The 24,544-nt window shown below is 58.1% G+C and carries 19 protein-coding genes; 13 read left to right on the forward strand and 6 right to left on the reverse strand.

Features of this window, described 5'->3' with window-relative positions; all coding sequences use genetic code 11:
- Positions 1 to 37: 37 nt before the first annotated feature.
- On the reverse strand, positions 38 to 928 hold the full coding sequence (locus ACYASS_RS16120; protein WP_463586850.1) for a TIGR02285 family protein: 891 nt from the start codon (positions 926 to 928) through the stop codon (positions 38 to 40).
- 274 nt (positions 929 to 1,202) lie between these two features.
- On the opposite strand from ACYASS_RS16120, the gene ACYASS_RS16125 reads away from it, so the two are divergent.
- From ACYASS_RS16125 to ACYASS_RS16135, 3 genes are all read left to right on the forward strand, one after another.
- A complete protein-coding gene (locus tag ACYASS_RS16125) occupies positions 1,203 to 1,745 on the forward strand; it encodes a YaeQ family protein (protein ID WP_122665261.1) in 543 nt (180 codons plus the stop codon).
- Positions 1,746 to 1,933: 188 nt separating this feature from the next.
- A complete protein-coding gene (gene recJ, locus ACYASS_RS16130; protein ID WP_463586851.1) occupies positions 1,934 to 3,649 on the forward strand; it encodes a single-stranded-DNA-specific exonuclease RecJ in 1,716 nt (571 codons plus the stop codon).
- A gap of 103 nt (positions 3,650 to 3,752) precedes the next feature.
- Entirely contained in the window at positions 3,753 to 4,859 is a 1,107-nt protein-coding gene (locus tag ACYASS_RS16135; RefSeq protein ID WP_463586852.1) for an NADH:flavin oxidoreductase/NADH oxidase, read from the forward strand.
- Positions 4,860 to 5,119: 260 nt separating this feature from the next.
- Here the strand turns inward: ACYASS_RS16135 and ACYASS_RS16140 are convergent, their stop codons facing one another.
- The 5 genes from ACYASS_RS16140 to ydcS all read right to left on the reverse strand — a co-directional run bounded on the left by ACYASS_RS16140 (position 5,120) and on the right by ydcS (position 10,720).
- On the reverse strand, positions 5,120 to 6,544 hold the full coding sequence (locus ACYASS_RS16140) for a gamma-aminobutyraldehyde dehydrogenase (protein ID WP_463586853.1): 1,425 nt from the start codon (positions 6,542 to 6,544) through the stop codon (positions 5,120 to 5,122).
- A gap of 26 nt (positions 6,545 to 6,570) precedes the next feature.
- The gene (locus tag ACYASS_RS16145) at positions 6,571 to 7,398 is read right to left on the reverse strand and encodes an ABC transporter permease (protein ID WP_463586854.1); all 828 of its coding nucleotides are present in this window, start codon (positions 7,396 to 7,398) and stop codon (positions 6,571 to 6,573) included.
- A complete protein-coding gene (locus ACYASS_RS16150) occupies positions 7,388 to 8,326 on the reverse strand; it encodes an ABC transporter permease (protein WP_463586855.1) in 939 nt (312 codons plus the stop codon). The genes ACYASS_RS16145 and ACYASS_RS16150 overlap by 11 nt, the downstream gene beginning before the upstream one ends.
- Before the next feature lies 1 nt (position 8,327).
- Positions 8,328 to 9,368 (reverse strand): ABC transporter ATP-binding protein, encoded by a 1,041-nt coding sequence (locus ACYASS_RS16155; RefSeq protein WP_463586856.1) that lies wholly within the window; start codon positions 9,366 to 9,368, stop codon positions 8,328 to 8,330.
- A 200-nt stretch (positions 9,369 to 9,568) separates the two neighbouring features.
- On the reverse strand, positions 9,569 to 10,720 hold the full coding sequence (ydcS, locus tag ACYASS_RS16160) for a putative ABC transporter substrate-binding protein YdcS (protein WP_463586857.1): 1,152 nt from the start codon (positions 10,718 to 10,720) through the stop codon (positions 9,569 to 9,571).
- 218 nt (positions 10,721 to 10,938) lie between these two features.
- Between ydcS and ACYASS_RS16165 the strand changes: the two genes are divergently transcribed.
- From ACYASS_RS16165 to lysS, 10 genes are all read left to right on the forward strand, one after another.
- Positions 10,939 to 11,676 carry a tellurite resistance TerB family protein gene (locus tag ACYASS_RS16165; protein WP_463586858.1) on the forward strand — a complete coding sequence of 246 codons (738 nt, stop codon included), beginning with the start codon at positions 10,939 to 10,941 and terminating at the stop codon, positions 11,674 to 11,676.
- Positions 11,677 to 12,299: 623 nt separating this feature from the next.
- Positions 12,300 to 13,922 (forward strand): methyl-accepting chemotaxis protein, encoded by a 1,623-nt coding sequence (locus tag ACYASS_RS16170; RefSeq protein ID WP_463586859.1) that lies wholly within the window; start codon positions 12,300 to 12,302, stop codon positions 13,920 to 13,922.
- 9 nt (positions 13,923 to 13,931) lie between these two features.
- On the forward strand, positions 13,932 to 14,471 hold the full coding sequence (locus ACYASS_RS16175; protein WP_463586860.1) for a chemotaxis protein CheW: 540 nt from the start codon (positions 13,932 to 13,934) through the stop codon (positions 14,469 to 14,471).
- Entirely contained in the window at positions 14,468 to 15,766 is a 1,299-nt protein-coding gene (locus ACYASS_RS16180; protein ID WP_463586861.1) for a CheR family methyltransferase, read from the forward strand. The genes ACYASS_RS16175 and ACYASS_RS16180 overlap by 4 nt, the downstream gene beginning before the upstream one ends.
- Complete coding sequence (locus ACYASS_RS16185; protein WP_463586862.1) at positions 15,763 to 16,452, forward strand: chemotaxis protein CheW; 690 nt, start codon at positions 15,763 to 15,765, stop codon at positions 16,450 to 16,452. The genes ACYASS_RS16180 and ACYASS_RS16185 overlap by 4 nt, the downstream gene beginning before the upstream one ends.
- Positions 16,449 to 18,842: a response regulator gene (locus tag ACYASS_RS16190; protein WP_463586863.1), complete on the forward strand. Its 2,394-nt coding sequence runs from the start codon at positions 16,449 to 16,451 to the stop codon at positions 18,840 to 18,842. The genes ACYASS_RS16185 and ACYASS_RS16190 overlap by 4 nt, the downstream gene beginning before the upstream one ends.
- Positions 18,839 to 19,849, forward strand: coding sequence for a chemotaxis-specific protein-glutamate methyltransferase CheB (cheB, locus tag ACYASS_RS16195; RefSeq protein ID WP_463586864.1), 1,011 nt, complete (start codon positions 18,839 to 18,841; stop codon positions 19,847 to 19,849). Before ACYASS_RS16190 ends, cheB begins: the two co-directional genes overlap by 4 nt.
- Before the next feature lie 45 nt (positions 19,850 to 19,894).
- Positions 19,895 to 20,899 carry a diguanylate cyclase gene (locus ACYASS_RS16200; RefSeq protein ID WP_463586865.1) on the forward strand — a complete coding sequence of 335 codons (1,005 nt, stop codon included), beginning with the start codon at positions 19,895 to 19,897 and terminating at the stop codon, positions 20,897 to 20,899.
- A 957-nt stretch (positions 20,900 to 21,856) separates the two neighbouring features.
- Positions 21,857 to 22,952 (forward strand): peptide chain release factor 2 gene (gene prfB, locus ACYASS_RS16205; protein WP_463586866.1). Its coding sequence is split into 2 segments (ribosomal slippage): positions 21,857 to 21,928 and positions 21,930 to 22,952, totalling 1,095 coding nucleotides; the frame shifts between segments, so codons are not numbered across the junction.
- A gap of 73 nt (positions 22,953 to 23,025) precedes the next feature.
- A complete protein-coding gene (gene lysS / locus ACYASS_RS16210) occupies positions 23,026 to 24,528 on the forward strand; it encodes a lysine--tRNA ligase (protein WP_027897882.1) in 1,503 nt (500 codons plus the stop codon).
- Positions 24,529 to 24,544 lie beyond the last annotated feature (16 nt).

Raw genomic sequence — 24,544 nt, forward strand, 5'->3', positions numbered from 1 at the left:
CTCGGGGTTTCTTTTTTAAACCGGTCTGAAATCTGATTTATTTACCGGGTTCCTCAAAAAACCTCTTGGCGTCCTCCAGATACTCCTCGCGCTTGGGCGATGGAATCCACTGGGCATAGAAGCCTACCAGCTTCGTTTCGCGCAGCACGCGTATTTCACGGTTGATGATTTCCATGGCTTGACGTCCCTGCAGGGTGTTTGCGCAGCCAATATGGGTGAACTGATATTTGGGAACGCCCTTTACCGGCAAGAACGTCAGGTCCTGTTCGGGGATACCTTGTTGACGGGCTTGATAGAGCGCCTCGGGCCAGTAGCTGATCAACCCTTGCAGTCGGCCCAGCCGCTCCATTTGCAGCAGGCTACCGACTGCATCGCTGCCGTAGTGCACGCTTAATTCATCTTCCGCGACGGTGTCCACAATTCCGTCGATTACCTGGCCATAGCTGCGCTCGGCAACTACCCCGATCTTGACGCTATGGCTGTTGAACAGCGCCTTCAGGTCGATGATGTTGTCTTTCACGAAGGGTGAGAATTGCGCCATGTCCTGCTTGCGGATAATCAGGCCATTGCTGAACACGGCGTAGGTAGGGATCGAAAAAACAATGTTTTTAGCCCGCTCTGGCGTCCAGAGTACGGTGGGATCGCAAGCGAAAATGCCGTCCTTGAGCATTTGCGTGCCACGCGCCCGGTTGACGCGCATCAGCAGGTGGTCATATTCCGGCATTCTGGCGATGAGCAGCGGCATGAGCCTGTCGATTGCGCCTTTCCCCTCATCCGGGCCGGAAAAAATAGTCGACGGGGGCAAATCACGTAGCAGCCAGATGAGGGTGTCCCTGGCATGGCTGGTGCTCGTGAAGCACATCATGCCGAGCACCGAGAGGCAGGCGACCAGAACCCGTCGGGCGAGAGGCGAGTTGCGTATCTGCATTCGCGGATGTCTTCCCCGGGAAGTGGCTGAGTAGGTGTCAACTGACAAACGAGAGAATAGACGTTCTGACGCAGACATGACGTGCAGTATCGCTCAGAGGCCTGCGCTGAGAATATCGGGCTTTGCCTGATAGCCTATTGGGGTATTTGGACCTTTCGAACCACTTGAACCATTGGCACGCTGCACTCATTGCAGCCGAACAGCCGGGGCGGGTCGTTCAATCAGGCGGCATCGGGTAGACTTGCCGCCTTTCCCCGTCTCTAGAAGCCCGTTCATGGCCCAGCCGTCCACGACCTACAAATTCGAACTCAACCTTACCGATCTTGATCGCGGGGTTTACGAGAACGTCAAACAGACCATTGCCCGCCATCCCTCCGAAACCGAAGAGCGCATGACTGTGCGCTTACTGGCTTACGCCTTTTGGTACAACGAGCAACTCTCGTTCGGCCGTGGTTTGTCGGACGTAGACGAGCCGGCCCTGTGGGAAAAAAGCCTGGATGACCGCGTCCTGCACTGGATCGAGGTGGGTCAGCCGGACGCTGATCGATTGACGTGGTGTTCGCGCCGTACCGAACGCACCAGCCTGCTGGCATACGGCAGCCTGCGGGTCTGGGAAGGCAAGGTCATTCCTGCCATCAAGAACCTGAAGAACGTCAACGTTGCAGCCGTTCCCCAGGAAGTGCTGGAAGTGCTGGCCAAGGATATGCCACGGGTCATCAAATGGGATGTGATGATCAGCGAAGGGACGATCTTCGTGACTGACGATCGGGGGCAGCATGAAGTCCAGTTGCAATGGCTCACCGGCGAGCGCGGCTGAGGTCGTCCAGGTCTCAACGGCTGCTGTAGGAGCGCACGAGCACCGCGAGGCCGCGATAGCGGTTTATCAGGCAGACCGCCATCGCTGCCTCGCGGTGCTTGTGAGTTCCTACAGAAGAAAAGCAGAAGAAAAGCATTTAAGTTCAGTTACTCAGTTATTTAACGTCTGGTTGGAATCAAAAAAACCGCATGCGCATCGAACCTCGCCTACTGCCGCAAACCCTGCCTTTTCTTGGTGATTTGCCGCCGCTACTGACACGGCTGTACGCCGCGCGGGGCGTGTTGTCTGAAGCCGAGCTGGATAAAAGCCTTGCGCGGTTGATCCCCTATCAGCAGCTCAAGGGAATCGATGCTGCGGTTGATCTGTTGGTCACCGCCCTGAACGAACGCCAGCGGATTCTCATTGTCGGAGACTTCGACGCTGACGGCGCAACGGCCAGTACTGTCGGCGTGCTGGGCCTTAGATTGTTGGGCGCTGCCCATGTTGATTACCTCGTGCCCAACCGTTTCGAATATGGATACGGTCTGACCCCGGAAATCGTCGCCGTAGCGCTGGAGCGCGAGCCTCAATTACTGATGACTGTCGACAACGGCATCTCCAGCGTTGAAGGCGTCGCCGCGGCCAAGGCAGCGGGTTTACAGGTGCTGGTCACCGACCACCATTTGCCCGGTCATGAGTTGCCAGCCGCAGATGCCATCGTCAATCCCAATCAGCCAGGTTGTACGTTCCCCAGCAAGGCGCTGGCCGGTGTCGGGGTGATTTTTTACGTGTTGATGGCGTTGCGTGCCCGCCTGCGAGACACCGGCTGGTTCGAGACAAACCAGCGTGCGCAGCCAAATCTGGGTGAATTGCTGGATCTGGTGGCCTTGGGCAGCGTTGCCGACGTGGTGCCGCTGGATACCAACAACCGGATTCTGGTGCATCAAGGCTTGATGCGTATTCGCGCAGGGCGTGCGCGTCCTGGCCTGAAAGCGATTCTCGAAGTGGCGCGTCGCGATCACAAGCGGATTACCTCCACTGACCTGGGCTTTATCCTCGGGCCACGGCTGAATGCGGCGGGACGTCTGGATGACATGAGCCTGGGTATTGAATGCCTGCTTTGCGAAGATGAAACCCTGGCCCGTGAAATGGCTGTGCAACTGGACGAGCTGAACCAGGACCGCAAAACCATTGAGCAGGGCATGCAGCGTGAAGCGCTTGCCCAGCTCAAGGATCTGCCGCTGGAGTCCATGCCATTCGGCCTGTGCCTGTTCGAGCCCGACTGGCACCAGGGCGTGATCGGCATTCTCGCATCGCGCATGAAAGAGCGTTATCACCGGCCGACGATTGCTTTCGCCAGCGCTGGCGAGGGCATGCTCAAGGGCTCGGCCCGTTCGGTGCCCGGGTTTCACATCCGCGATGCACTGGACGCTGTGGCCGCACATCATCCCGAGCTGATCAGCAAGTTTGGTGGTCATGCGATGGCGGCGGGTTTGTCATTGCCTGAGGAGAACTTTCCCGCTTTTGCTGCGGCTTTTGATGAGGAAGTCCGGCGTCAGCTCCAGGAAGAAGACCTGACTGGCCGTTTGTTGTCCGATGGTGCTTTGGCCGTCGAAGAGTTCCATCTGGAGCTGGCTCGTGCGCTGCGCAATGCCGGCCCTTGGGGACAGCACTTTCCCGAACCGTTGTTCCACGGCGTCTTCCAGCTAGTGGAGCAGCGGGTGGTAGGCGAGCGGCATCTGAAGATGGTGCTCAAGAGTGAATGCGGCAGCGTGAAGCTCGATGCAATCGCATTTGGCATCGACCGCGATGTCTGGCCAAACCCTAATATTCGTTGGGTCGAACTTGCCTATAAACTCGACCTCAACGAGTTTCGCGGCAATGAAACGGTGCAACTGATGGTGGCGCATATCGCACCTCGGTAGTACACACAGCAGGAACCCCCAACAGGATCGGATTGTCGACTAGGCTCTAGACACGGTTTTTTCATTGCGTGTCTAGACGCCTATTCCTGTCTGAGAGGTCCCCATGAGCCTGTTGTTAGAACCCTATACCCTTCGCCAGTTGACACTGCGCAACCGCATTGCCGTGTCCCCGATGTGTCAGTACTCAGCGGTGGATGGCCTGACTAATGACTGGCACCTGGTCCACTTGGGCAGTCGTGCAGTGGGCGGTGCGGGCCTCGTGTTTACCGAAGCCGTTGCGGTCACCAAAGATGGCCGGATCACCCCGGAGGATCTGGGCCTGTGGAATGACGAGCAGATCGAGGGCCTGCAACGCATCACCCGATTTATCAATGCTCAAGGCGTGGTCGCTGGCATACAACTGGCTCATGCCGGACGTAAAGCTAGTAGCTGGCGCCCGTGGTTGGGCAAGTCGGGCAGTATCAAGGCCGATGAGGGCGGCTGGACCCCGTGGGGGCCATCACCGATTGCCTTCGATCCCAAACACACTGCACCGGTGCAACTCAGCGAGGGGCAGATTCAGGAAGTGATTCAGGCCTTCGTTGCAGCCGCAAAGCGAGCGCTGACGGCAGGCTTCAAGGTTGTGGAAGTGCACGCCGCTCACGGTTATCTCCTGCATCAGTTTCTGTCGCCGTTGAGTAATCAGCGTCAGGATAAATACGGCGGTTCGTTCGAAAATCGTATCCGCTTGACCCTTGAGGTGACTCAAGCGGTGCGTGCTGTCTGGCCTGAGGAGTTGCCATTGTTTGTGCGCGTCTCGGCGACTGACTGGGTGGAGGATGGCTGGAATCCTGATGAAACCGTCGAGCTGGCGCGTCGCCTGAAAGACCTCGGGGTCGACCTTATTGATGTGTCCTCCGGGGGCACTTCTGCCAATGCGGAAATCCCGGTTGGCCCCGGTTATCAGACCCGTTTTGCCGAGCGAGTGAAAAAAGAGTCCGGCATCGCGACCGGTACCGTCGGCATGATTACCGAGCCTGCTCAGGCTGAACACATCCTGCGTACCGGTCAGGCCGATATCATTCTGCTGGCTCGCGAATTGTTGCGTGACCCGTATTGGCCACTGCACGCTGATGACGACCTTGGCGGCCGCAAGGCAACCTGGCCCGCTCAGTACCAGCGCGCGACCCACCGTGACCAGCCGATTCATGAGTCTGATTTGCGCGATTGATCAGAGATGAGGTGACAGGCACCCCGCCATCGATGGGGCTTGTCACCGCGGTGGGGGGTGTCTGAAAACGCGAGCTTGTAGGAGCTGCCGAAGGCTGCGATCGCGGTATGCCAGGATGAATGCATCGCAGCCTTCGGCAGCTCCTACAGGAAATGCGTTTTAATCGCTGGTTTGCATGCTCTGTAATAAGAGTTCCTGAGCACCGCGGCGGCAGATTGTCTTTTACACCGCGTCTCGAATCCCGGTCATGCACAAAAAATTCAATGCTTGAACATCACATGCCTCACGGTGGTGTAGTCCTCCAGCCCATACATCGACATGTCTTTGCCATAGCCCGAGAGCTTCTGGCCGCCGTGAGGCATTTCGCTGACCAGCATGAAGTGGGTGTTCACCCATGTGCAGCCGTATTGCAGGCGCGCGGCCAGGCGATGAGCGCGGCCGATGTCCCGGGTCCAGACTGACGACGCCAGGCCGTAATCCGATTCATTGGCCCAGGCCAGTACTTGGGCTTCGTCATCAAAACGGGTAACCGACACCACCGGACCAAACACCTCGCGTTTGACGATTTCATCATCCTGTTGTGCGTCGGCAATCACTGTTGGCTCAAAGAAGTAGCCGTTGCCCTCTATCGCTTTGCCGCCTGTCACCAGGCGCATGTGCGACTGGGCCAGCGCACGTTCGACGAAGCCGGCTACACGGTCTCGATGCTGGGCACTGATCAAAGGTCCCATTTCGGTTTCAGGATCATTCTGCAGGCCATGTTTGATACTGCTCACGGCTTCACCCAGCTTCGTGACGAAAGCGTCATAGACAGCGTTTTGTGCGTAGATCCGGCACGCCGCGGTGCAGTCCTGACCCGCGTTGTAGAAGCCGAAAGTACGAATGCCTTCGACGGCTGCGTCGATGTCAGCATCGTCAAAGATGATCACCGGGGCTTTGCCACCCAGTTCCATGTGCATGCGTTTTACGCTGGCCGCCGTGCTGGAGATGATGTGCGCGCCTGTGGCGATTGAGCCCGTCAGCGACACCATGCGCACTTTTGAATGACTCACCAAAGCGTTACCCACGGTAGTGCCGCGTCCGAACACCAGATTCAGCACGCCTGCCGGAAAGATCCCAGCCGCCAGCTCTACGAGACGCAACGCGGTCAGCGGCGTCATTTCCGAGGGTTTGAGCACGACGGTATTGCCTGCTGCGAGTGCCGGCGCGATTTTCCAGGCGACCATCATCAGCGGGTAATTCCAGGGCGCAATCGACGCGATGACGCCAATCGGATCGCGACGGATCATCGACGTATGACCGGGTAGATACTCGCCTGCCGCCGATCCGCCCATGCAGCGACTGGCGCCCGCGAAGAAGCGGAACACATCGGCAATCGCTGGAATCTCGTCATTGAGCGCGGCGCTGTAGGGCTTGCCGCAATTGTCAGATTCCAGCTTTGCCAGCTCTTCACCGTGGGCGTCTATGGCGTCTGCCAGCTTGAGCAGCAAGAGCGAGCGATCCTTCGGAGCGGTCTGCGACCAGCTTTCAAATGCAGCGTCCGCAGCACGCACCGCGCTGTCGACCTGGGCTTCGCTGGCTTCATTGATTTCCACCAGCACGCGGCCCAGTGCCGGGTTGAACACTGACTGCTGGGGACCTTCACCTTTCACCAATTGGCCGTTGATCAACAGTTTGGTTTGCATGGGGGGCATCTCCTTTTGGCTCTGGATTATTTTCCACCGCTTCCCGCCACGCTTTCACCGCCGCGGGTCAGGTAATACGCGCCAAGAATCGGCAGCATGGTGACGATCATGACCAGCATGGCCACTACGTTGGTGACGGGCACATCCCTGGGTCGACTCAGTTGGTTAAGCAACCAGATCGGTAACGTGCGCTCGTGTCCTGCGGTGAAGGTGGTGACAATGATTTCATCGAACGACAGCGCAAAAGCCAGCATGCCGCCTGCCAGCAAGGCCGAGCCGAGGTTGGGCAGAATGATGTAGCGAAAGGTTTGCAAGCCGTCTGCGCCCAGATCCATCGACGCTTCAATCAGGTTCTGGGAGGTGCGGCGTAATCGAGCGATGACATTGTTGTAGACGATCACCACGCAGAAGGTGGCATGGCCGACGATGATGGTGAACATGCCCGGCTCTATCCCCAGGGTTTTGAACGCCGCCAGCAAGGCCAGTCCCGTGATGATGCCGGGCAAGGCGATGGGCAGGATCAACACCAGCGAAATGGAGTCTTTGCCGAAGAAGTCACGCCGGTACAGGGCGAGAGAGGCGAGGGTGCCCAGTACCATGGCTATCAACGTTGCGATAAGCGCGATCTTCAAGGACAGCTTGATCGCTTCAAGCACGTCAGGGCGGGAGAACGCCACGCTGAACCACTTCAGGGTAAAGCCTTGGGGCGGGAAGCTGAAGGCGGCGTCCTGAGTGTTGAACGCATACATGAAAATAATCAGGATCGGAAAGTGCAGAAATACCAGGCCGCCCCAGGCTGCCAGTTTCAGCCAGATGGAGGCCCGTTCTGACGGGGGCACAGTGTCAGAGCGCATCGAAAGCCCCCAGTCGTTTGACGATGGACAGGTAAACGGCGATCAGCAGAATAGGCACCAGCGTGAACGCAGCTGCCATGGGCATGTTGCCGATGGCGCCTTGCTGGGCATACACCATACTGCCGACGAAATAGCCCGGGGGGCCGATCAGTTGCGGCACGATGAAGTCACCCAGGGTCAGAGAAAAGGTGAAGATCGACCCCGCAGCGATGCCCGGTATGGCTAACGGCAGGATGACCTGCGTGAATGTCTGCCAGGGGCGAGCGCCCAGGTCTGCTGAGGCTTGCAGCAGGGTCGGCGGCAGTCGCTCCAGCGAAGCCTGGATTGGCAGAATCATGAATGGCAGCCAGATATAGACGAAGACCATGAAGCGTCCCAGATACGAAGTCGACAGGGTGCTGCCACCAACTCCGGGTATCCCCAGAATGAACTGCAACACCGGTTCCAGCCCCAGGTGCTGAATGAACCATTGCGCCACGCCGCCTTTGGCCAGTAATAACGTCCAGGCGTAGGCCTTGACGATGTAGCTGGCCCACATCGGCAACATCACGGCGATGTAAAAAAACGCTTTGGTTTTGCCTCGGGTATACCGCGCCATGTAATACGCGATGGGAAAGGCGATGATGCCGCTGGCGATGGAGACCGCGATTGCCATAGTCAGCGTACGTTTGATGACATCGAAGTTTGCCGGTTGCAGCAGCGCCGAGAAGTTGCTCAGGGTCAGGTCCGGCGTGACCGTCATGCTGAAGTCGTCGAACGTGTAAAAGCCCTGCCACAGCAGGCTGAGCAGTGAACCCAGATACACGGCGCCAAACCAGATCAACGGCGGGATCAGCAACAGCGACAGGTACAGATTCGGTCGTCGATAAAGCAAGTTGCAGAACCTGCGCATGACAGTGGCTGGCGGCTGAGGCAGGGCGCGGCTCATTTCACGAACCTGCGTTCACAGGCATGTCCCTGAGGACGACCATCGCTTCGCGAGACCATCGCACCAGCAGCCGCTGTCCTGTTTCATATGGCGAGCCGTCATCCCGCCATTGGCTGTTGGCCTGACTGACATTGAGACGCTGCCCGCTTTCCAGCGTCAGTTCGTAGCGGGTGGTGCTGCCCTGGTACTGAATGTCGTGCAACAGTCCGCGGACTTCAACCTCATGGCTGGCCAACGGGCCCTCGGCGAAACGGATATGTTCCGGGCGAATCGAGAAGGGCTGGGGGCTACCACTCAATTGCGCAGCGAGATCGCCATGCAGCACATTGGAGGTGCCAACAAACTCGGCAACAAAGCACGTCGCCGGGTTCATGTACAGATTACGCGGCGTATCGACCTGTTCGATGCGGCCTTTGTTGAATACCGCAACCCGGTCTGACATCGACAGTGCCTCGGTCTGGTCGTGAGTGACGAAAATGAAGGTGATGCCCAGTTGGCGCTGGAGTTTTTTCAGTTCGCCCTGCATCTGTTCGCGAAGCTTCAGATCCAGTGCGCCAAGGGGCTCATCCAGCAGCAGAACTCGAGGACGGTTGACCAGCGCCCGAGCCAGAGCGACACGCTGGCGTTGGCCGCCCGACAACTGCACGGGCTTGCGCTCGCCATAGCCCTCCAGAGCGACCATGGCCAGAGCCTCATCGGCTTGGGCATAACGCTCGTGCCTGGCGACGCCTTTTACTTTCAGGCCATAGGCGACGTTGTCCCGCACATTCATATGGGGGAACAACGCATAGTCCTGAAACACGGTATTCACGTCGCGTTGATAGGGCGGCAAGCCCGTGGCTTCTTCACCGTGGATGCGGATCGAGCCCGTGTCAGGCTGCTCGAATCCGGCGATCAAACGCAGACACGTCGTTTTGCCTGAGCCGGAAGGCCCCAGCATGGAGAAAAATTCGCCGTCCTGAATCTCGATGCACACTTCGTCGACGGCCTTCACCTCGCCAAACTGTCGGGACACATTGCTGAAATGGACTGCGAGGGGCATGGTGGAACTCCGATGAGTGAGTGCCTTCAGAAACTTCGTCGTCGCGCAGCAAGCGGGCATTTGTAGGAGCGCGCTTGCCCGCGATTCGGTCTTTCAGCCGATGAATGTATTGCCTGTGCTGATGCCATCGCGGGCAAGCGCGCTCCTACAGGACCCTGTTTGCTGCGCGACAGCGCTGTGTCAGTTCAATGTTTGGGTTGTTACCGGCCACCCATAATCGCGATGTAGTCCTGGGTCCAGCGGCTGTAAGGGACGTACTTGCCGCCTTCGGATTGCGGCGTTTTCCAGAATGCGATGTGCTCGAATTGATCGAAACCGTTGGTCACACAGCCTTGCGGTCCGAGCAGCTCACTGGCCTTGCATGCTTCGGGTACGGCAGGCAGGGAACCGAACCATGCGGCGATGTCGCCCTGGACTTTGGGTTGCAACGACCAGTCCATCCATTTGTAGGCGCAGTTAGGGTGCTTGGCGTCGGCGTGCAACATGGTGGTATCGGCCCAGCCCGTGGCGCCTTCTTTGGGGATGGTCGAATCGACCGGTTGTTTGTCTGCTTTCAAGCCATTGACCATGTAGCCCCAGGAGCTGGAGGCTGCAACACCTTCGTTTTTCACATCACTCATTTGCACCGTCGCGTCATGCCAGTAGCGATGGATCAACGGCTGCTGTTTGCGCAGCAGGTCGAGCACCGCTGCGTATTGCACCTCGGTCAGTTGATAGGGATCAACGATGCCCAGCTCGGGCTTGGCAGACTTCAGATACAGCGCAGCGTCGGCCATATAGATTGGCCCGTCGTAAGCCTGGACCCGGCCCTTGTTGGATTTGCCATCAGGCAAGTCCTGAGCTTCGAAAACCACACTCCAGCTAACGGGTGGGACCTTGAACACTTCGGTGTTGTACATCAGTACGTTCGGGCCCCATTGGTAGGGCGTGCCGAATGTTTGTTGATCAACCACATACCAAGGACCGCCCTTGAGGCGCGGGTCGAGGTTCTTCCAGTTTGGGATAAGGTCCGGATTGATGGGTTGAACCCGCTTGCCTGCGATCAGACGTAAAGAGGCGTCGCCTGAGGCCGTCACCAGATCGTAGCCACCCTTGGTCATCAGGCTGACCATTTCATCAGACGTTGCCGCCGTTTTTACATTGACCTTGCAGCCGGTTTGTTGCTCGAACCCGGTAACCCAGTCATAAGCCTTGTCACTCTCGCCGCGCTCGATATAGCCGGGCCAGGCGACTATATCCAGTTGGCCTTCACCGTCACCGACGGTCTTGAATGTTTCGGCTGCCTGCAAGCTGGCACTGGCGATCAACGCGGTGATTGCCGCGCTCAGGAGTGCGGTGGTGTGTGCTGACATCAGAATCCCTCTTATCTAATTATGATCGGGGCAGTAATCAACAGGTGTAGCGCAACAATGACGAGGCTGCGGGGCTTATTGCTTATTAGTGTTTGGCTAATGTGCAGGAGCGCCGGTCGCGTTGCAACATCCAGAAGCACACCCGACAACAGCCCCGACACACTTCGTTTTACTCTGGCCAATACCCAACCAAACGAATAAGTCTGTGGAGGCTTTCCATGAACACGCGTGGCTTACTGGACCAACTTCTTAAATCCGGCCAGGAAATGCTGCAGAACAAGGCCGGTGGTGCAGGGCATCAGCAAGGTGGCAAAAAGTCTTCTGCCGCTGGCGGTCTTGGCAGCTTGCTGGGCGGTGCAGGTGGCGGTGGTTTGAACAGTCTGTTGTCAGGTGCGGGTGGCGGGGCATTGGCTTCAGGTGCCATGGGCTTGCTGATGGGCAGCAAGGGCGCCCGCAAAGTTGGCGGTAAAGTACTGACATATGGCGGTCTGGCGGCGTTGGGCGTGATTGCCTATAAAGCGTATGGAAATTGGCAGGCCAAGCAGGCTTCTGCACCGCAGGGCGAGCCGCAAACGATTGATCGCCTTCCCCCGGAGCAGGTCGAGGAACACAGTCAGGCCATCCTCCGTGCGCTGGTGGCAGCGGCCAAATCGGACGGTCATGTCGACGAGCGCGAGCGTGAGTTGATCGAGGGTGAGTTCACCAAGCTGACGGGTGATCAGGAATTGCAGCATTGGCTTCATGCCGAGCTTCACAAACCTCTGGACCCCGCCGAAGTCGCCCGCGCGGCCAAGACGCCTGAGATGGCGGCCGAGATGTACATCGCCAGTGTGATGCTTGTTGATGAAGAGCATTTCATGGAGCGCGCGTATCTGGACGAACTGGCCCGTCAACTCAAGTTGGCACCGGCTTTGAAGGCGGAACTGGAGATACAGGTGCGTCAGGCGCAGGTTTAATGGCTGCAAATGCGCAATTTTTTTCTGTGTTGCTAGTAGGTATTAGCGGGTTTCTGGAGCATTCACTGGCCGGCAGCGCCAGGATGCTTTTCCTGCCGAGATAGTGCGAACACCGCGAATCGAGCGTCGGGAGGCTGAGTGGAGGTGCCGTGGTGTGGGTCGCTCGGCATGGATGCCGAGAGAGCGCCGTTGGGCCATGGATGGCCCGTCGGCGCGTGCCCACACCACGGTGCCGGAGCGAAGGAACCCCTGCGAAGCAGGGGCCGGACGTCAGCTATAAATGGTTTCCCCCCTTTGCCGAAACAAAGGGGGTCGACCGTCAGGGCGAAACCAGGCGCAAGAGCACCCTCATTTAATTGAAACTGCGCGGTGCATGACGCGCGAAAAGCAGTGAAGGCTGTAAATTTTGATCCGCAACATCCAACAAAACCCCCGCATTCATTCGAATACACAAGGCCTGTAAGAAAATTCTCAAAGGTTGGCGGGAATAACCCTAATTTATCTCTGAAACAACCCCCTTAGTTCGTAAGAGGCTGGGCTATACTCAGGCCGCGTTGGGCCGTTTGTCGGTCCGCTTCTTGAACCCGGCGTGAAGTCCGGTGTTGAACTCTTGAGGGATGACCGTGAAGAACTGGACCTTACGCCAACGGATTTTGGCGAGTTTCGCCGTAATTATCGCCATCATGCTCATGATGGTTGTCGTCTCTTTTTCCCGCCTGTTGGCGATCCAGTCCAGTGAAGAGGAAGTTCGTCTGGATGCATTGCCCGGCGTTTACTACAGCACCTTGCTGCGCAGTGCGTGGGGCGAAAGTTATATCCGTACTCTGGAGCTGATTGGCGAAGGGCAAGGCCGCGAGCTGACGGCACCGGAAAAGGATCAGTTCAACGACTTCGAGGCTCGTCTTCAGCAGCAGGTCGATAACTACAAACAAACTATTTTTGATGATGCCGACAAGGCCAACTTCACTGACTTCGAGCGTCAGCGTGAGACTTACACGCGGCTGCTCAACGATGTTCATACCAATTTTCAACGTGGTGATTACGCAAAAGCCAAATCAGAGTTTTACGACCAGACGCGGCCCGTATGGTCTTTAGGGCGTAAGCAACTGAACGACATCATTGTCATCAATAAGAAAGTGGCCGATCAGGCGACCGATGAAATCGTTTCTGCCGTGACTGCTGCCAAGATCAGCATGGGTCTTTCTCTGCTCATTGCGATCATTGCCGCCACTGCATGCGGGTTGCTGCTGATGCGCTCGATCATGTCGCCGATGCAGCGCATCGTCAGCATCCTTGAAACCATGCGTACCGGCGACCTGAGCAAACGGCTCAACCTCGACCGCAAGGATGAGTTCGGTGCTGTGGAAACCGGCTTCAACGACATGATGACCGAATTGACCGGCCTGGTTTCTCAGGCGCAACGTTCTTCGGTACAGGTCACGACCTCGGTTACAGAGATCGCTGCCACCTCCCGGCAGCAACAGGCGACCGCCACTGAAACCGCTGCAACCACCACTGAAATCGGTGCTACTTCGCGGGAAATCGCAGCGACTTCCCGTGATCTGGTGCGCACCATGACTGAAGTCACCAGCGCTGCCGATCAGGCTTCTATTCTCGCGGGTTCCGGCCAGCAGGGGCTGGCGCGCATGGAAGACACCATGCATCAGGTGATGGGCGCTGCCGATCTGGTCAATGCCAAGCTGGCCATCCTTAACGAGAAGGCCGGGAACATCAATCAGGTGGTCGTCACCATCGTCAAGGTTGCCGATCAGACTAACCTGCTGTCGCTAAACGCCGCGATTGAAGCTGAAAAAGCCGGTGAGTATGGCCGTGGTTTTGCCGTGGTCGCGACCGAAGTGCGTCGCCTGGCTGACCAGACAGCCGTGGCCACCTACGATATCGAGCAGATGGTCCGTGAGATTCAGTCGGCGGTATCTGCTGGCGTGATGGGCATGGACAAGTTTTCCGAAGAAGTCCGTCGCGGCATGTTCGAAGTCACTCAAGTGGGCGAGCAACTGACGCAGATTATTCATCAGGTACAGGCGCTCGCACCTCGTGTGCTGATGGTCAACGAAGGCATGCAGGCTCAGGCCACCGGTGCCGAGCAGATCAACCAGGCGCTCGTCCAGTTGGGCGACGCCAGCAGCCAGACTGTGGAGTCCTTGCGTCAGGCCAGTTTTGCCATCGATGAGTTGAGTCAGGTGGCGGTCGGTTTGCGCAGCGGCGTCTCGCGTTTCAAAGTCTGAGTACTGGCCATGAGCGAGCTACCGGTCAGTCGCGGCAGTTCTTCGGTAGCCCCGAAGAACAAGCTGTTCCTGCTATTCCGTATTGGCGATGAACGTTATGCCCTTGAGGCGGTGGAAATCGCCGAAGTGTTGCCTCGCCTGCCTCTCAAGGTCATTGCCCAGGCTCCACACTGGGTGGCGGGCATACTGGCCCATCGTGCGCAGATGATCCCGGTCATCGACCTGGCCGCGTTGGCTTTTGGTCAGAGCGCCAAGTCACGCACCAGCACGCGACTGGTGCTGGTGCATTACCAGGTCGATGCCCTGCAACCGAAACGCTTGCTCGGGCTGATTATCGAACAAGCCACTGACATGCTGAGATGCGCGCCAGACGAGTTCATGGATTACGGACTGGACAACCCCGATGCTGCTTATCTGGGACCGGTGCGTGAGGATGCGTTGGGGCTGGTGCAGTGGATCGGTATTCAGGACCTGCTCAGTGATCAGGTGCGTAAGCTGCTTTATCCGGCGCAGCCCTCGGAGTTTGAATTCATAGGAGAGGTGCCATGAGTCGTGAGGCACGCTTCTTCAGTTTTCTCAAAGATCGCATTGGTCTGGACGTGGCTTCCATTGGCGAAGCCATCGTTGAACGTGCCATACGCCAGCGCTATCTGGCGACCAAGGCCGCAGACAGTGATGACTATTGGCATCTGCTGCAGTCTTCGATGGACGAGCAGCAGGCGCTGATTGAAGCAGTGATCGTTCCCGAAACCTGGTTTTTTCGTTATCCGGAATCCTTTGTTTCATTAGGCAACCTGGCCAAGGCTCGCATTGCCGAACTGAGCAGCGTGCGGCCGATCCGTATCCTCAGCTTGCCGTGTTCCACCGGTGAGGAGCCTTACTCGATTGCGATGGCTCTGTTTGACGCCGGTGCTCTGGCACAGCAGTTCGCGATCGACGCGATGGACATCAGCCCGATATCGATCCAGCGTGCGCAACGCGGTGTGTACGGCAAGAACTCGTTTCGCGGCGAGGACATTTCCTTTCGTGATCGCTATTTCAATGCGACCGAAGAGGGCTTTGAGCTACAGGACCGAATCCGTGAACGAATCAGTTTTCGCGCCGGGAATCTGCTCGATCCGGCGTTGATGAACCAGACCGCCTACGACTTCGTGTTCTGTCGCAACTTGCTGATCTATTTTGATCAGGCCACGCAGAAGCATGTGTTCGAAGTGCTCAAGCGCCTGACCCGCGATGACGGCATTCTGTTTATCGGACCTGCTGAAGGCAGTTTGTTAACGCGCATGGGCATGCGCTCCATAGGCATCCCTCAGACGTTCGCTTTCAGCCATTACACAGAGCCGCAAGCCGATGTCGCAACGCCTACTGCGCCCATGCCGCGCAGCGGATTGGTGCCGCCAGGCTTTACACCAAGAAGCGTGCCGCGTCCTCCACCTCGGCCGGTTACGGCGTCGCTTGTGACCCCGCAGCGTTCAAATTCGTTTGCGCCGGGAGCCAGTACTGCGGCGACCGGCAAAGACGATATTGCGACGTTGCTGGCCACCATCGCCAGTCTGGCCAATGAAGGCAAAAGCGCTGAAGCACGCGCTGCCTGTGAGCGTTTTTTGAAGAGTCACGAGCCTGTGGCGCAGGTGTTTTATTGGTTGGGGCTGCTCAGCGAGGTCGAGGGTGGCATTGCCCACGCGCAGGGTTTTTATCGCAAGGCGCTTTATTTACAACCGCAGCATCCGGAAGCACTGGCGCAACTTGCAGCGTTGCTGGCGGCTCAGGGTGACAGCGCTGGCGCACGTCGACTCAATGAGCGTGCAGCCCGCAGCGTGAACAAGCAAGGTAGCCCGCGATGAGCAGAATCTACAGCTATTCGAGCTTCATTCACGAAGATGCCCAAGCCATTGATGATTGCTGGAACCGTATCGGGATCCACGGCGACCGGTCTTGTCCGCTGCTGGTCGAACACATTCATTGCCGTAACTGCCCGGTCTATGCAGCGGCTGCCACGACGTTGCTGGATCGCTATGCGCTCACGCGTGATGATCGCGATTACGCGCCGGGCGCCGATCTTCAGGTCGAGACCAAGACACGCTCCATTCTGGTTTTCCGTCTGGGCGAGGAGTGGCTCGGTTTCCCCACCCGTTGCCTGATAGAGATCGCGCCGTTGCAAATCATTCACTCGCTGCCGCATCAGCGCTCTCGGGCGTTGCTCGGCGTGGCCAACGTACGTGGCGCCCTGGTCGCCAGCCTGTCGCTGGTTGAATTGCTGGGGCTGGATTCGACGGGGACGCCTGCGCAATCGGGCCGGATCATGCCGCGTATGCTGATTGTCGCTGCAGAGGGTGGACCGGTAGTGGTGCCCGTGGACGAAGTTCACGGTATTCATGCCATCGAAGAGCACCTGCTGGATTCGGCGTCCAGTTCCGGCACCCATGCCAACGCCCGCTTCACGCGTGGCGTTTTGCAATGGAAGGATTACAGCCTGCGCTTGCTTGATGAAGAACAACTGTTGTCAGCGGTCAATCGGAGCCTTTCATGACGCCAGATGAAATGCGCGATGCCTCGCTGTTCGAACTGTTCACCCTTGAGGCCGAAGCCCAGACTCAGGTGTTGAGCGCAGGTTTGCTGGCCCTTGAGCGTGACCCGACCCAGGCTGATCACCTGGAAGCCTGCATGCGCGCCGCTCATTCGCTTAAAGGCGCAGCGCGTATTGTCGGCGTCCATTTCGGTGTCAGCGTTTCTCATGTGATGGAAGATTGTCTGGTCAGCGCTCAAGAGGGGCGTCTGTACCTTCAGCCTGAACATATCGACGCTTTGTTGCAGGGCACCGATCTGTTGATGCGCATCGCAACGCCTGGCGTGAGCAATGTCGCGCAGGCCGATATCGACGCCTATGTGGAACGCATGAATACCCTGATGGCGCAGGGCAGCGGGGCGTTGCGCGGAGCGACGTTACTGACGCCGTCCGCGGATGATGCCTTGCTGGCACGCGCGATGGCGCTGACTCAATCAACGCCTTCCGGTGTTGATCCGTTGCTGGCGCTGGATCTTTCTGCGCAAAACCCGCCTTCGGGTTTTACGGCCCCGTCAGTTCCAGGTCCGGATACATCTGCCGAAGAAAACCTTGCTGAACCAGCGCCTGCGCCTGCCATGCGGCGTAACCGTCGGGCATCCGAGGGCGGTGAACGGGTTCTGCGAGTAACCGCCGAACGCCTGAACAGCTTGCTGGATCTGTCGAGCAAGTCGCTGGTCGAAACGCAGCGCATCAAGCCTTACCTGGCCAATATGCAGCGCCTCAAACGTATTCAGAGCAGCAGCAGTCGTGCGCTGGACGATCTGGAAGCTACCTTTGGTGAGGCCGGTCTTGGCCCTGATGCGCAAAAGGCGTTAGACGAAGCGCGTCGTTTGCTGGCCGAAGCTCAGCAGATGCTGGTTAACCAGACCGCGGAGCTGGATGAGTTCGGCTGGGTGGCGGGGCAGCGAGCGCAAGAGCTTTATGACACCGCGCTGGCGTGCCGCATGCGACCTTTTGCCGATGTGCTCGCCGGGCAGGCGCGCATGGTGCGTGATCTCGGACGGGAACTGGGCAAGCAGGTCCGGCTGGAAATCGAAGGCGAAAAAACCCAGGTCGACCGCGACGTTCTGGAAAAACTTGAAGCGCCGTTGACCCATTTGCTGCGTAACGCTGTGGACCACGGCATCGAATTGCCCGAACGCCGCCTTGCAGCGGGCAAGCCAGCGGAAGGCTTGATCCGTCTCAAAGCATCGCATCAGGCTGGTCAGTTGCAGGTAGAACTGAGTGATGACGGCGGCGGCGTTGATCTTGAGCGGCTGCGCAGCAATATCATCAAGCGTCAACTGTCACCCGCTGAAACGGCTGCGCAGTTGAGCGAGGAAGAGCTGCTGACGTTTCTGTTCCTGCCCGGTTTCAGCCTGAAAGACAAAGTTACCGAGATTTCCGGACGTGGCGTCGGCCTCGATGCAGTCCATGACATGGTTCGTCAGCTGCGCGGCGTGGTTGTCGCTCAGCAGCAGGCAGATCACGGCACCCGGTTCGTGATGGAAGTACCGTTGACCCTGTCGGTGGTGCGCAGCCTGGTGGTGGAGGTTGGCGGCGAAGCGTATGCCTTCCCGTTGGCGCATATCGAACGCATGAGTGATGTGCACAGCGACGACATTGTCCAGCTAGAAGGGCGGCAGCACTTCTGGCACGAAGGACGCCACGTCGGACTGGTCGCCGCCAGCCAGCTGCTGCATCGGCCTGCGAGTCAGAACACCGAAGGCGTGCTCAAGGTCGTGGTGATACGCGAGCGTGATGCGGTGTATGGCGTTGCCGTCGAACGTTTTATCGGTGAGCGTACGCTGGTGGTTCTGCCCCTCGATCCACGGCTTGGCAAGGTGCAGGATATCTCCGCGGGTGCCTTGCTTGATGACGGTTCGGTGGTACTGATCATCGATGTCGAAGACATGCTCAGGTCGGTGGAAAAGTTGCTTAACACCGGACGCCTGGAGCGCATTGACCGGCGCAATCGTCAGATTGATGCCGTGTCGCGTAAACGCGTGCTGGTGGTCGACGACTCATTGACGGTGCGTGAGTTGCAGCGCAAGTTACTGGTCAATCGCGGCTACGAAGTGGCCGTTGCCGTGGACGGTATGGATGGCTGGAATGCATTGCGCGCAGAAGATTTCGATTTGCTCATCACGGATATCGACATGCCCCGTATGGACGGTATCGAACTGGTCACGCTTGTACGCAGGGATACCCGCTTGCAGTCCCTGCCGGTGATGGTGGTTTCTTACAAGGATCGCGAAGAAGATCGCCGTCGCGGCCTTGATGCGGGGGCTGATTACTATCTGGCCAAGGCCAGCTTCCATGACGATGCGCTGCTCGACGCTGTTGCTGAATTGATTGGAGATGCTCAGGCATGAAGATCGCGATCGTCAATGACATGCCTATGGCTGTCGAAGCCTTGCGTCGGGCGGTGGCCCTGGAGCCTGCGCACGAAGTGGTGTGGGTTGCGGGCAACGGGGCCGAAGCCGTACGCAAATGTGCCGAGCTGACCCCGGACGTTATTCTGATGGACCTGATCATGCCGATCATGGACGGCGTCGAAGCGACCCGGCAGATCATGGCGGCAACCCCTTGCGCCATCGTCATCGTTACAGTGGATCGCCAGCAGAATATGCACCGGGTCTTCGAAGCCATGGGGCATGGCGCGCTGGATGTTGTGGATACGCCTGCCATCGGTGCTGGTAACCCCCGGGATGCTGCGGCACCGCTGCTGCGCAAGATCCTTAATATTGGCTGGTTGGTGCGCCCGGAGCAGCGTTCGGAAACGGTCGTCCCGTCACCGCAGCGTGCAGGCGGCCAGCGTCAGCAATTGGTGGCCATCGGTTCCTCTGCGGGTGGACCTGCCGCGCTGGAGCAGTTATTGAAGGGCTTGCCGGTGAATTTTCCGGCGGCCATTGTGTTGGTGCAGCACGTAGACCAGGTGTTCGCCGCGGGTATGGCTGAATGGCTCAGCACCTCGTCCGGGTTGCCGGTGCGGTTGGCCCAGGAAGGTGAACCACCACGTCCGGGCACCGTGTTGCTGGCGGGTACCAACCACCATATCCGGTTACTCAAGAACGGTACGCTTGCCTACACGGCGGAGCCGGTCAATGAAATCTATCGGCCTTCAATCGATGTATTTTTTGAAAGTGTGGCGCGTTACTGGACCGGAGATGCGGTCGGTGTTTTGCTGACGGGCATGGGGCGCGACGGGGCTCAAGGTCTCAAGCTCATGCGTCAGCAAGGTTATTTGACCATCGCACAGGATCAGCAGTCCTGTGCTGTGTACGGCATGCCCAAAGCGGCAGCTGCCATTGATGCGGCGGTTGAGATCAGACCGCTGGAGACTATTTCGATGCGCTTGAAAGAGGTGTTCGCCCGATGAGTATTCAGGTGGGTTCGCATTCAGGCGTTGATCAGGAGTTCTTTAATGAGTGACTTGCAGCTGGACTCCCTCCAGCCAGATGACGAAAACTCGGCCATGGTGCTGCTGGTCGATGACCAGGCAATGATCGGCGAAGCGGTAAGGCGCGGGCTGGCCAATGAGGAGCGCATCGACTTCCATTTCTGTGCCGATCCGCATCAGGCCATCGCTCAGGCGATTCAGATCAAGCCTACTGTCATCTTGCAGGACCTGGTCATGCCGGGTCTGGACGGCCTGACGCTGGTGCGTGAGTACCGCAGTAATCCGCTGACCAAAGACATCCCGATCATCGTGCTTTCGACCAAAGAAGACCCGATGATCAAGAGCGCGGCGTTTTCTGCCGGTGCCAACGATTACCTGGTCAAGCTGCCGGACACTATCGAGCTGGTGGCGCGCATTCGTTATCACTCACGCTCTTACATGACCCTGTTGCAACGTGACGAAGCTTACCGGGCCTTGCGCGTGAGTCAGCAGCAGCTGCTCGATACCAACCTGGTGTTGCAGCGCCTGATGAACTCTGATGGCTTGACCGGCCTGTCCAATCGTCGCCATTTCGACGAGTACCTGGAGCTGGAGTGGCGTCGTGCGACACGTGATCAGACGCAGCTGTCGTTGATGATGATCGACGTCGATTTCTTCAAGGCCTACAACGATAACTTCGGCCACCTTGAAGGTGACGAAGCGTTGCGCCAGGTGGCCAAGGCCATTCGCGCCAGCTCAGCCCGGCCGTCGGACCTGCCAGCGCGTTATGGCGGCGAAGAGTTCGCGCTGGTGCTGCCGAGCACGTCGCCGGGCGGCGCCCGCCTGCTGGCCGAGAAGCTGCGCATGACCGTCGCGGGCATGAACATCCCGCATATCGCACCCGCACCCGGCTCATCGTTGACCGTCAGTATTGGCGTCTCGACCATCGTTCCTCAGCCGGGCAGCAACAGCCGTCAGTTGATTCAGGAAGCGGACAAGGGTTTGTACGCGGCCAAGCATAACGGGCGTAATCAGGTTTCGGTAGCGTAGGGGGGATTGTGGTGAGTGCCTCGCGGGCAAACAGGTATCTACACAGCTTCTGTATCTGTGTACATATCCATTTTGGGGGTAACGGCTGATATTGGTTGCGCTTTTACAGCGCGTCACTTTCGAAGATCCGGAAGCCGGCCCAGGCGAAAGTAACCAAAGCGCTCTTGCCCCACCACTGGGCACCTCGCTGTCGCTCGGTGTACCCGTAATCCGACATTGCTGCGTGGGGCCGCCGCCACCGGCCATCCATGGCCTGAGCCGGCTAAACCGGCATCCCTGCTGGTTTGCCCCACGCAGCGATGTCGAATTCCGGCCGACGTGGTTTAACGGGGCGCCTAAGATCAAAATCAAAAGCAGATCAAAAGCAGAGAGGGCTCGGGCCGGTAGGAGCGAACTCGTTCGCGAGACGTCACCACAGCCAGCAAAGGTTTCGTCTGACACACGGCTTCGCAGCCTTCGGCAGCTCCTACAGATGCCCGGCAAACCCACACAATCAGGTCGGCTGTCAGGCCGCTGGGTTCTTGATTTTGATCTGAAGCGTCCCGTTAAACCACGCTGGCCGAGCGCAGATTCTGAAGCGTGGGTAAACCGGCAGGGATGCCGGGTTAGCCGCACCTGGCCATGGATGGCCCATTGCGGCGGCCCACGGTTCAGGATCTGCGGGCGGGTACACCGAGCACCAGCGAGGTGCCAAGTGGTGGGGCAAGAGCGTTTTGCTTACTTTTGTCTGGGCCGGCTTCCGGATTCACAAAAGTGAGGCGCTGTAAAAGCGCAACGAATATCAGCCATCACCACGAAAATGGATATGTACACAAAAATCCCTGCATGGAAAAGATGTGTAGTAGATACCTACGCCGCGATAAGGTCACTACAGTACTGCCCAACGGGCTGCCTTCATCCGGTTCACTCGGGTATACTCACCGGCTTTGAAAATTTCGCCTGCGAGTGCTGCCCACCATGGAAATCAACCCGATCCTAAACAGCATCAAGGACCTGTCCGAGCGCTCCGAAACCATTCGGGGGTATCTTTGACTACGATCACAAACATGATCGTCTGACCGAAGTTAACCGCGAGCTCGAAGATCCAAATGTCTGGAACAACCCAAGCTATGCTCAGGAGCTTGGCCGCGAGCGCTCCCTGCTGGCGCAGATCGTAGACACCCTGGACGAAATGTCCTCCGGTCTGGCTGATGCCAAAGACCTGCTGCTGATGTCCGCTGAAGAAGAAGACCAGGCTGCCGTCGATGACGTGGCTGCTGAAGTCGAGCGCCTGCGCGAGTCGCTGGAAAAGCTGGAATTCCGCCGCATGTTCAGTGGCGAAATGGACCAGAACAACGCTTATCTGGATATCCAGGCCGGTTCCGGCGGTACCGAAGCACAGGACTGGGCCAACATCCTGCTGCGCATGTACCTGCGCTGGGCTGACAAGCGCGGTTTCGATGCCACCATCATGGAACTGTCCGCCGGTGAAGTGGCCGGTATCAAGGGCGCTACCGTGCACATCAAGGGTGAATACGCCTTTGGCTGGCTGCGTACCGAAATCGGCGTGCACCGTCTGGTGCGCAAGAGCCCGTTCGACTCCGGCAACCGTCGTCACACCTCGTTCTCGGCGGTCTTCGTTTCTCCGGAAATCGACGACAACATCGAAATCGACATCAACCCGTCGGACCTGCGTATCGATACCTATCGTTCGTCCGGCGCCGGTGGTCAGCACGTAAACACCACTGACTCGGCCGTGCGGATTACTCACGTACCGACCAACACCGTGGTGAGCTGTCAGAACGAACGTTCCCAGCACGCGAACAAAGACACCGCGATGAAAATGTTGCGGGCGCGCTTGTACGAACAGGAAGTGCAGAAACGCAACGCCGCTTCCCAGGCGCTGGAAGACACCAAGTCCGATATCGGCTGGGGTCACCAGATCCGCTCCTACGTGCTGGACGCCTCGCGGATCAAGGATCTGCGCACCAACATCGAACGCAGTGACTGCGACAAGGTGCTGGATGGCGACATCGATGAATACCTGATTGCGAGCCTGAAACAAGGGCTGTAACCCGTCAGCCTTGATCTTCAAGACCCCCGTGCAGACGCGGGGGCAACGAACCTGTGATGGAATATTTAAAGACATGAGCGACCAACAACTCGACCCGCAAGCCCTGCAACAGGAAGAAAACACCCTGATCGCCCTGCGCAAGGAAAAGCTTGCTGCCGAGCGCGCCAAGGGTCAGGCCTTCCCCAACGACTTCCGCCGCGACAGCTACTGCAATGACCTGCAGAAGCAGTACGTGGACAAGACCAAGGAAGAGCTGGCTGAAGCGGCGATTCCGGTCAAGGTTGCCGGTCGCATCATGCTCAACCGTGGCTCGTTCATGGTGATTCAGGACATGACCGGGCGTATCCAGGTCTACGTCAATCGCAAGACTTTGTCGGAAGAAACCCTGGCCGCGGTGAAAACCTGGGACCTGGGCGACATCATCGCTGCTGAAGGCACTCTGGCGCGTTCGGGCAAAGGCGACCTGTACGTTGAAATGACCAGCGTGCGTCTGCTGACCAAGTCCCTGCGTCCGCTGCCGGACAAGCACCACGGCCTGACCGACACCGAACAGCGCTACCGTCAGCGCTATGTTGATCTAATCGTCAACGAAGAAGTGCGTGATACCTTCCGTGTGCGTTCTCAAGTCATCGCTCACATCCGCAGCTTCCTGATGAAGCGCGACTTCCTTGAAGTCGAAACGCCGATGTTGCAGACCATTCCAGGCGGCGCTGCAGCCAAGCCGTTCGAAACTCACCACAATGCGCTGGACATGGAAATGTTCCTGCGTATCGCGCCTGAGCTGTACCTGAAGCGTCTGGTGGTTGGCGGTTTCGAGAAAGTCTTCGAGATCAACCGCAACTTCCGTAACGAAGGCGTCTCGACCCGTCACAACCCTGAGTTCACCATGCTTGAGTTCTATCAGGCATACGCGGACTACGAAGACAACATGGACCTGACCGAGGAGCTGTTCCGCGAACTGGCTCAACTGGTTCTGGGTACTACCGACGTCCCTTACGGTGACAAGGTATTCCACTTCGGCGAACCGTTTGTGCGTCTGTCGGTGTTCGATTCGATCCTCAAGTACAACCCGGATCTGACCGCTGCTGACCTGCAAGACATCGACAAGGCTCGCGCCATCGCCAAGAAAGCTGGCGCCAAGGTGCTGGGCTTTGAAGGTCTGGGCAAACTGCAGGTGATGATTTTCGAAGAGCTGGTCGAGCACAAGCTGGAGCAGCCGCACTTCATCACCCAGTACCCGTTCGAAGTGTCGCCGCTGGCGCGTCGCAACGATGACAACCCGAACGTAACCGACCGTTTTGAACTGTTCATCGGCGGCCGTGAAATCGCCAACGCTTACTCCGAGTTGAACGACGCGGAAGATCAGGCTGAGCGCTTCCAGGCCCAGGTGGCCGACAAGGATGCAGGCGACGATGAAGCCATGCACTACGACGCTGATTTCGTGCGTGCGCTGGAATACGGCATGCCGCCGACTGCCGGTGAAGGTATCGGTATTGACCGTCTGGTGATGTTGTTGACCAACGCACCGTCGATCCGCGACGTGATCCTCTTCCCGCACATGCGCCCGCAAGCGTAAGTGATGTGAAAAACGA

This window comes from Pseudomonas sp. HP_14 (assembly GCF_055283875.1).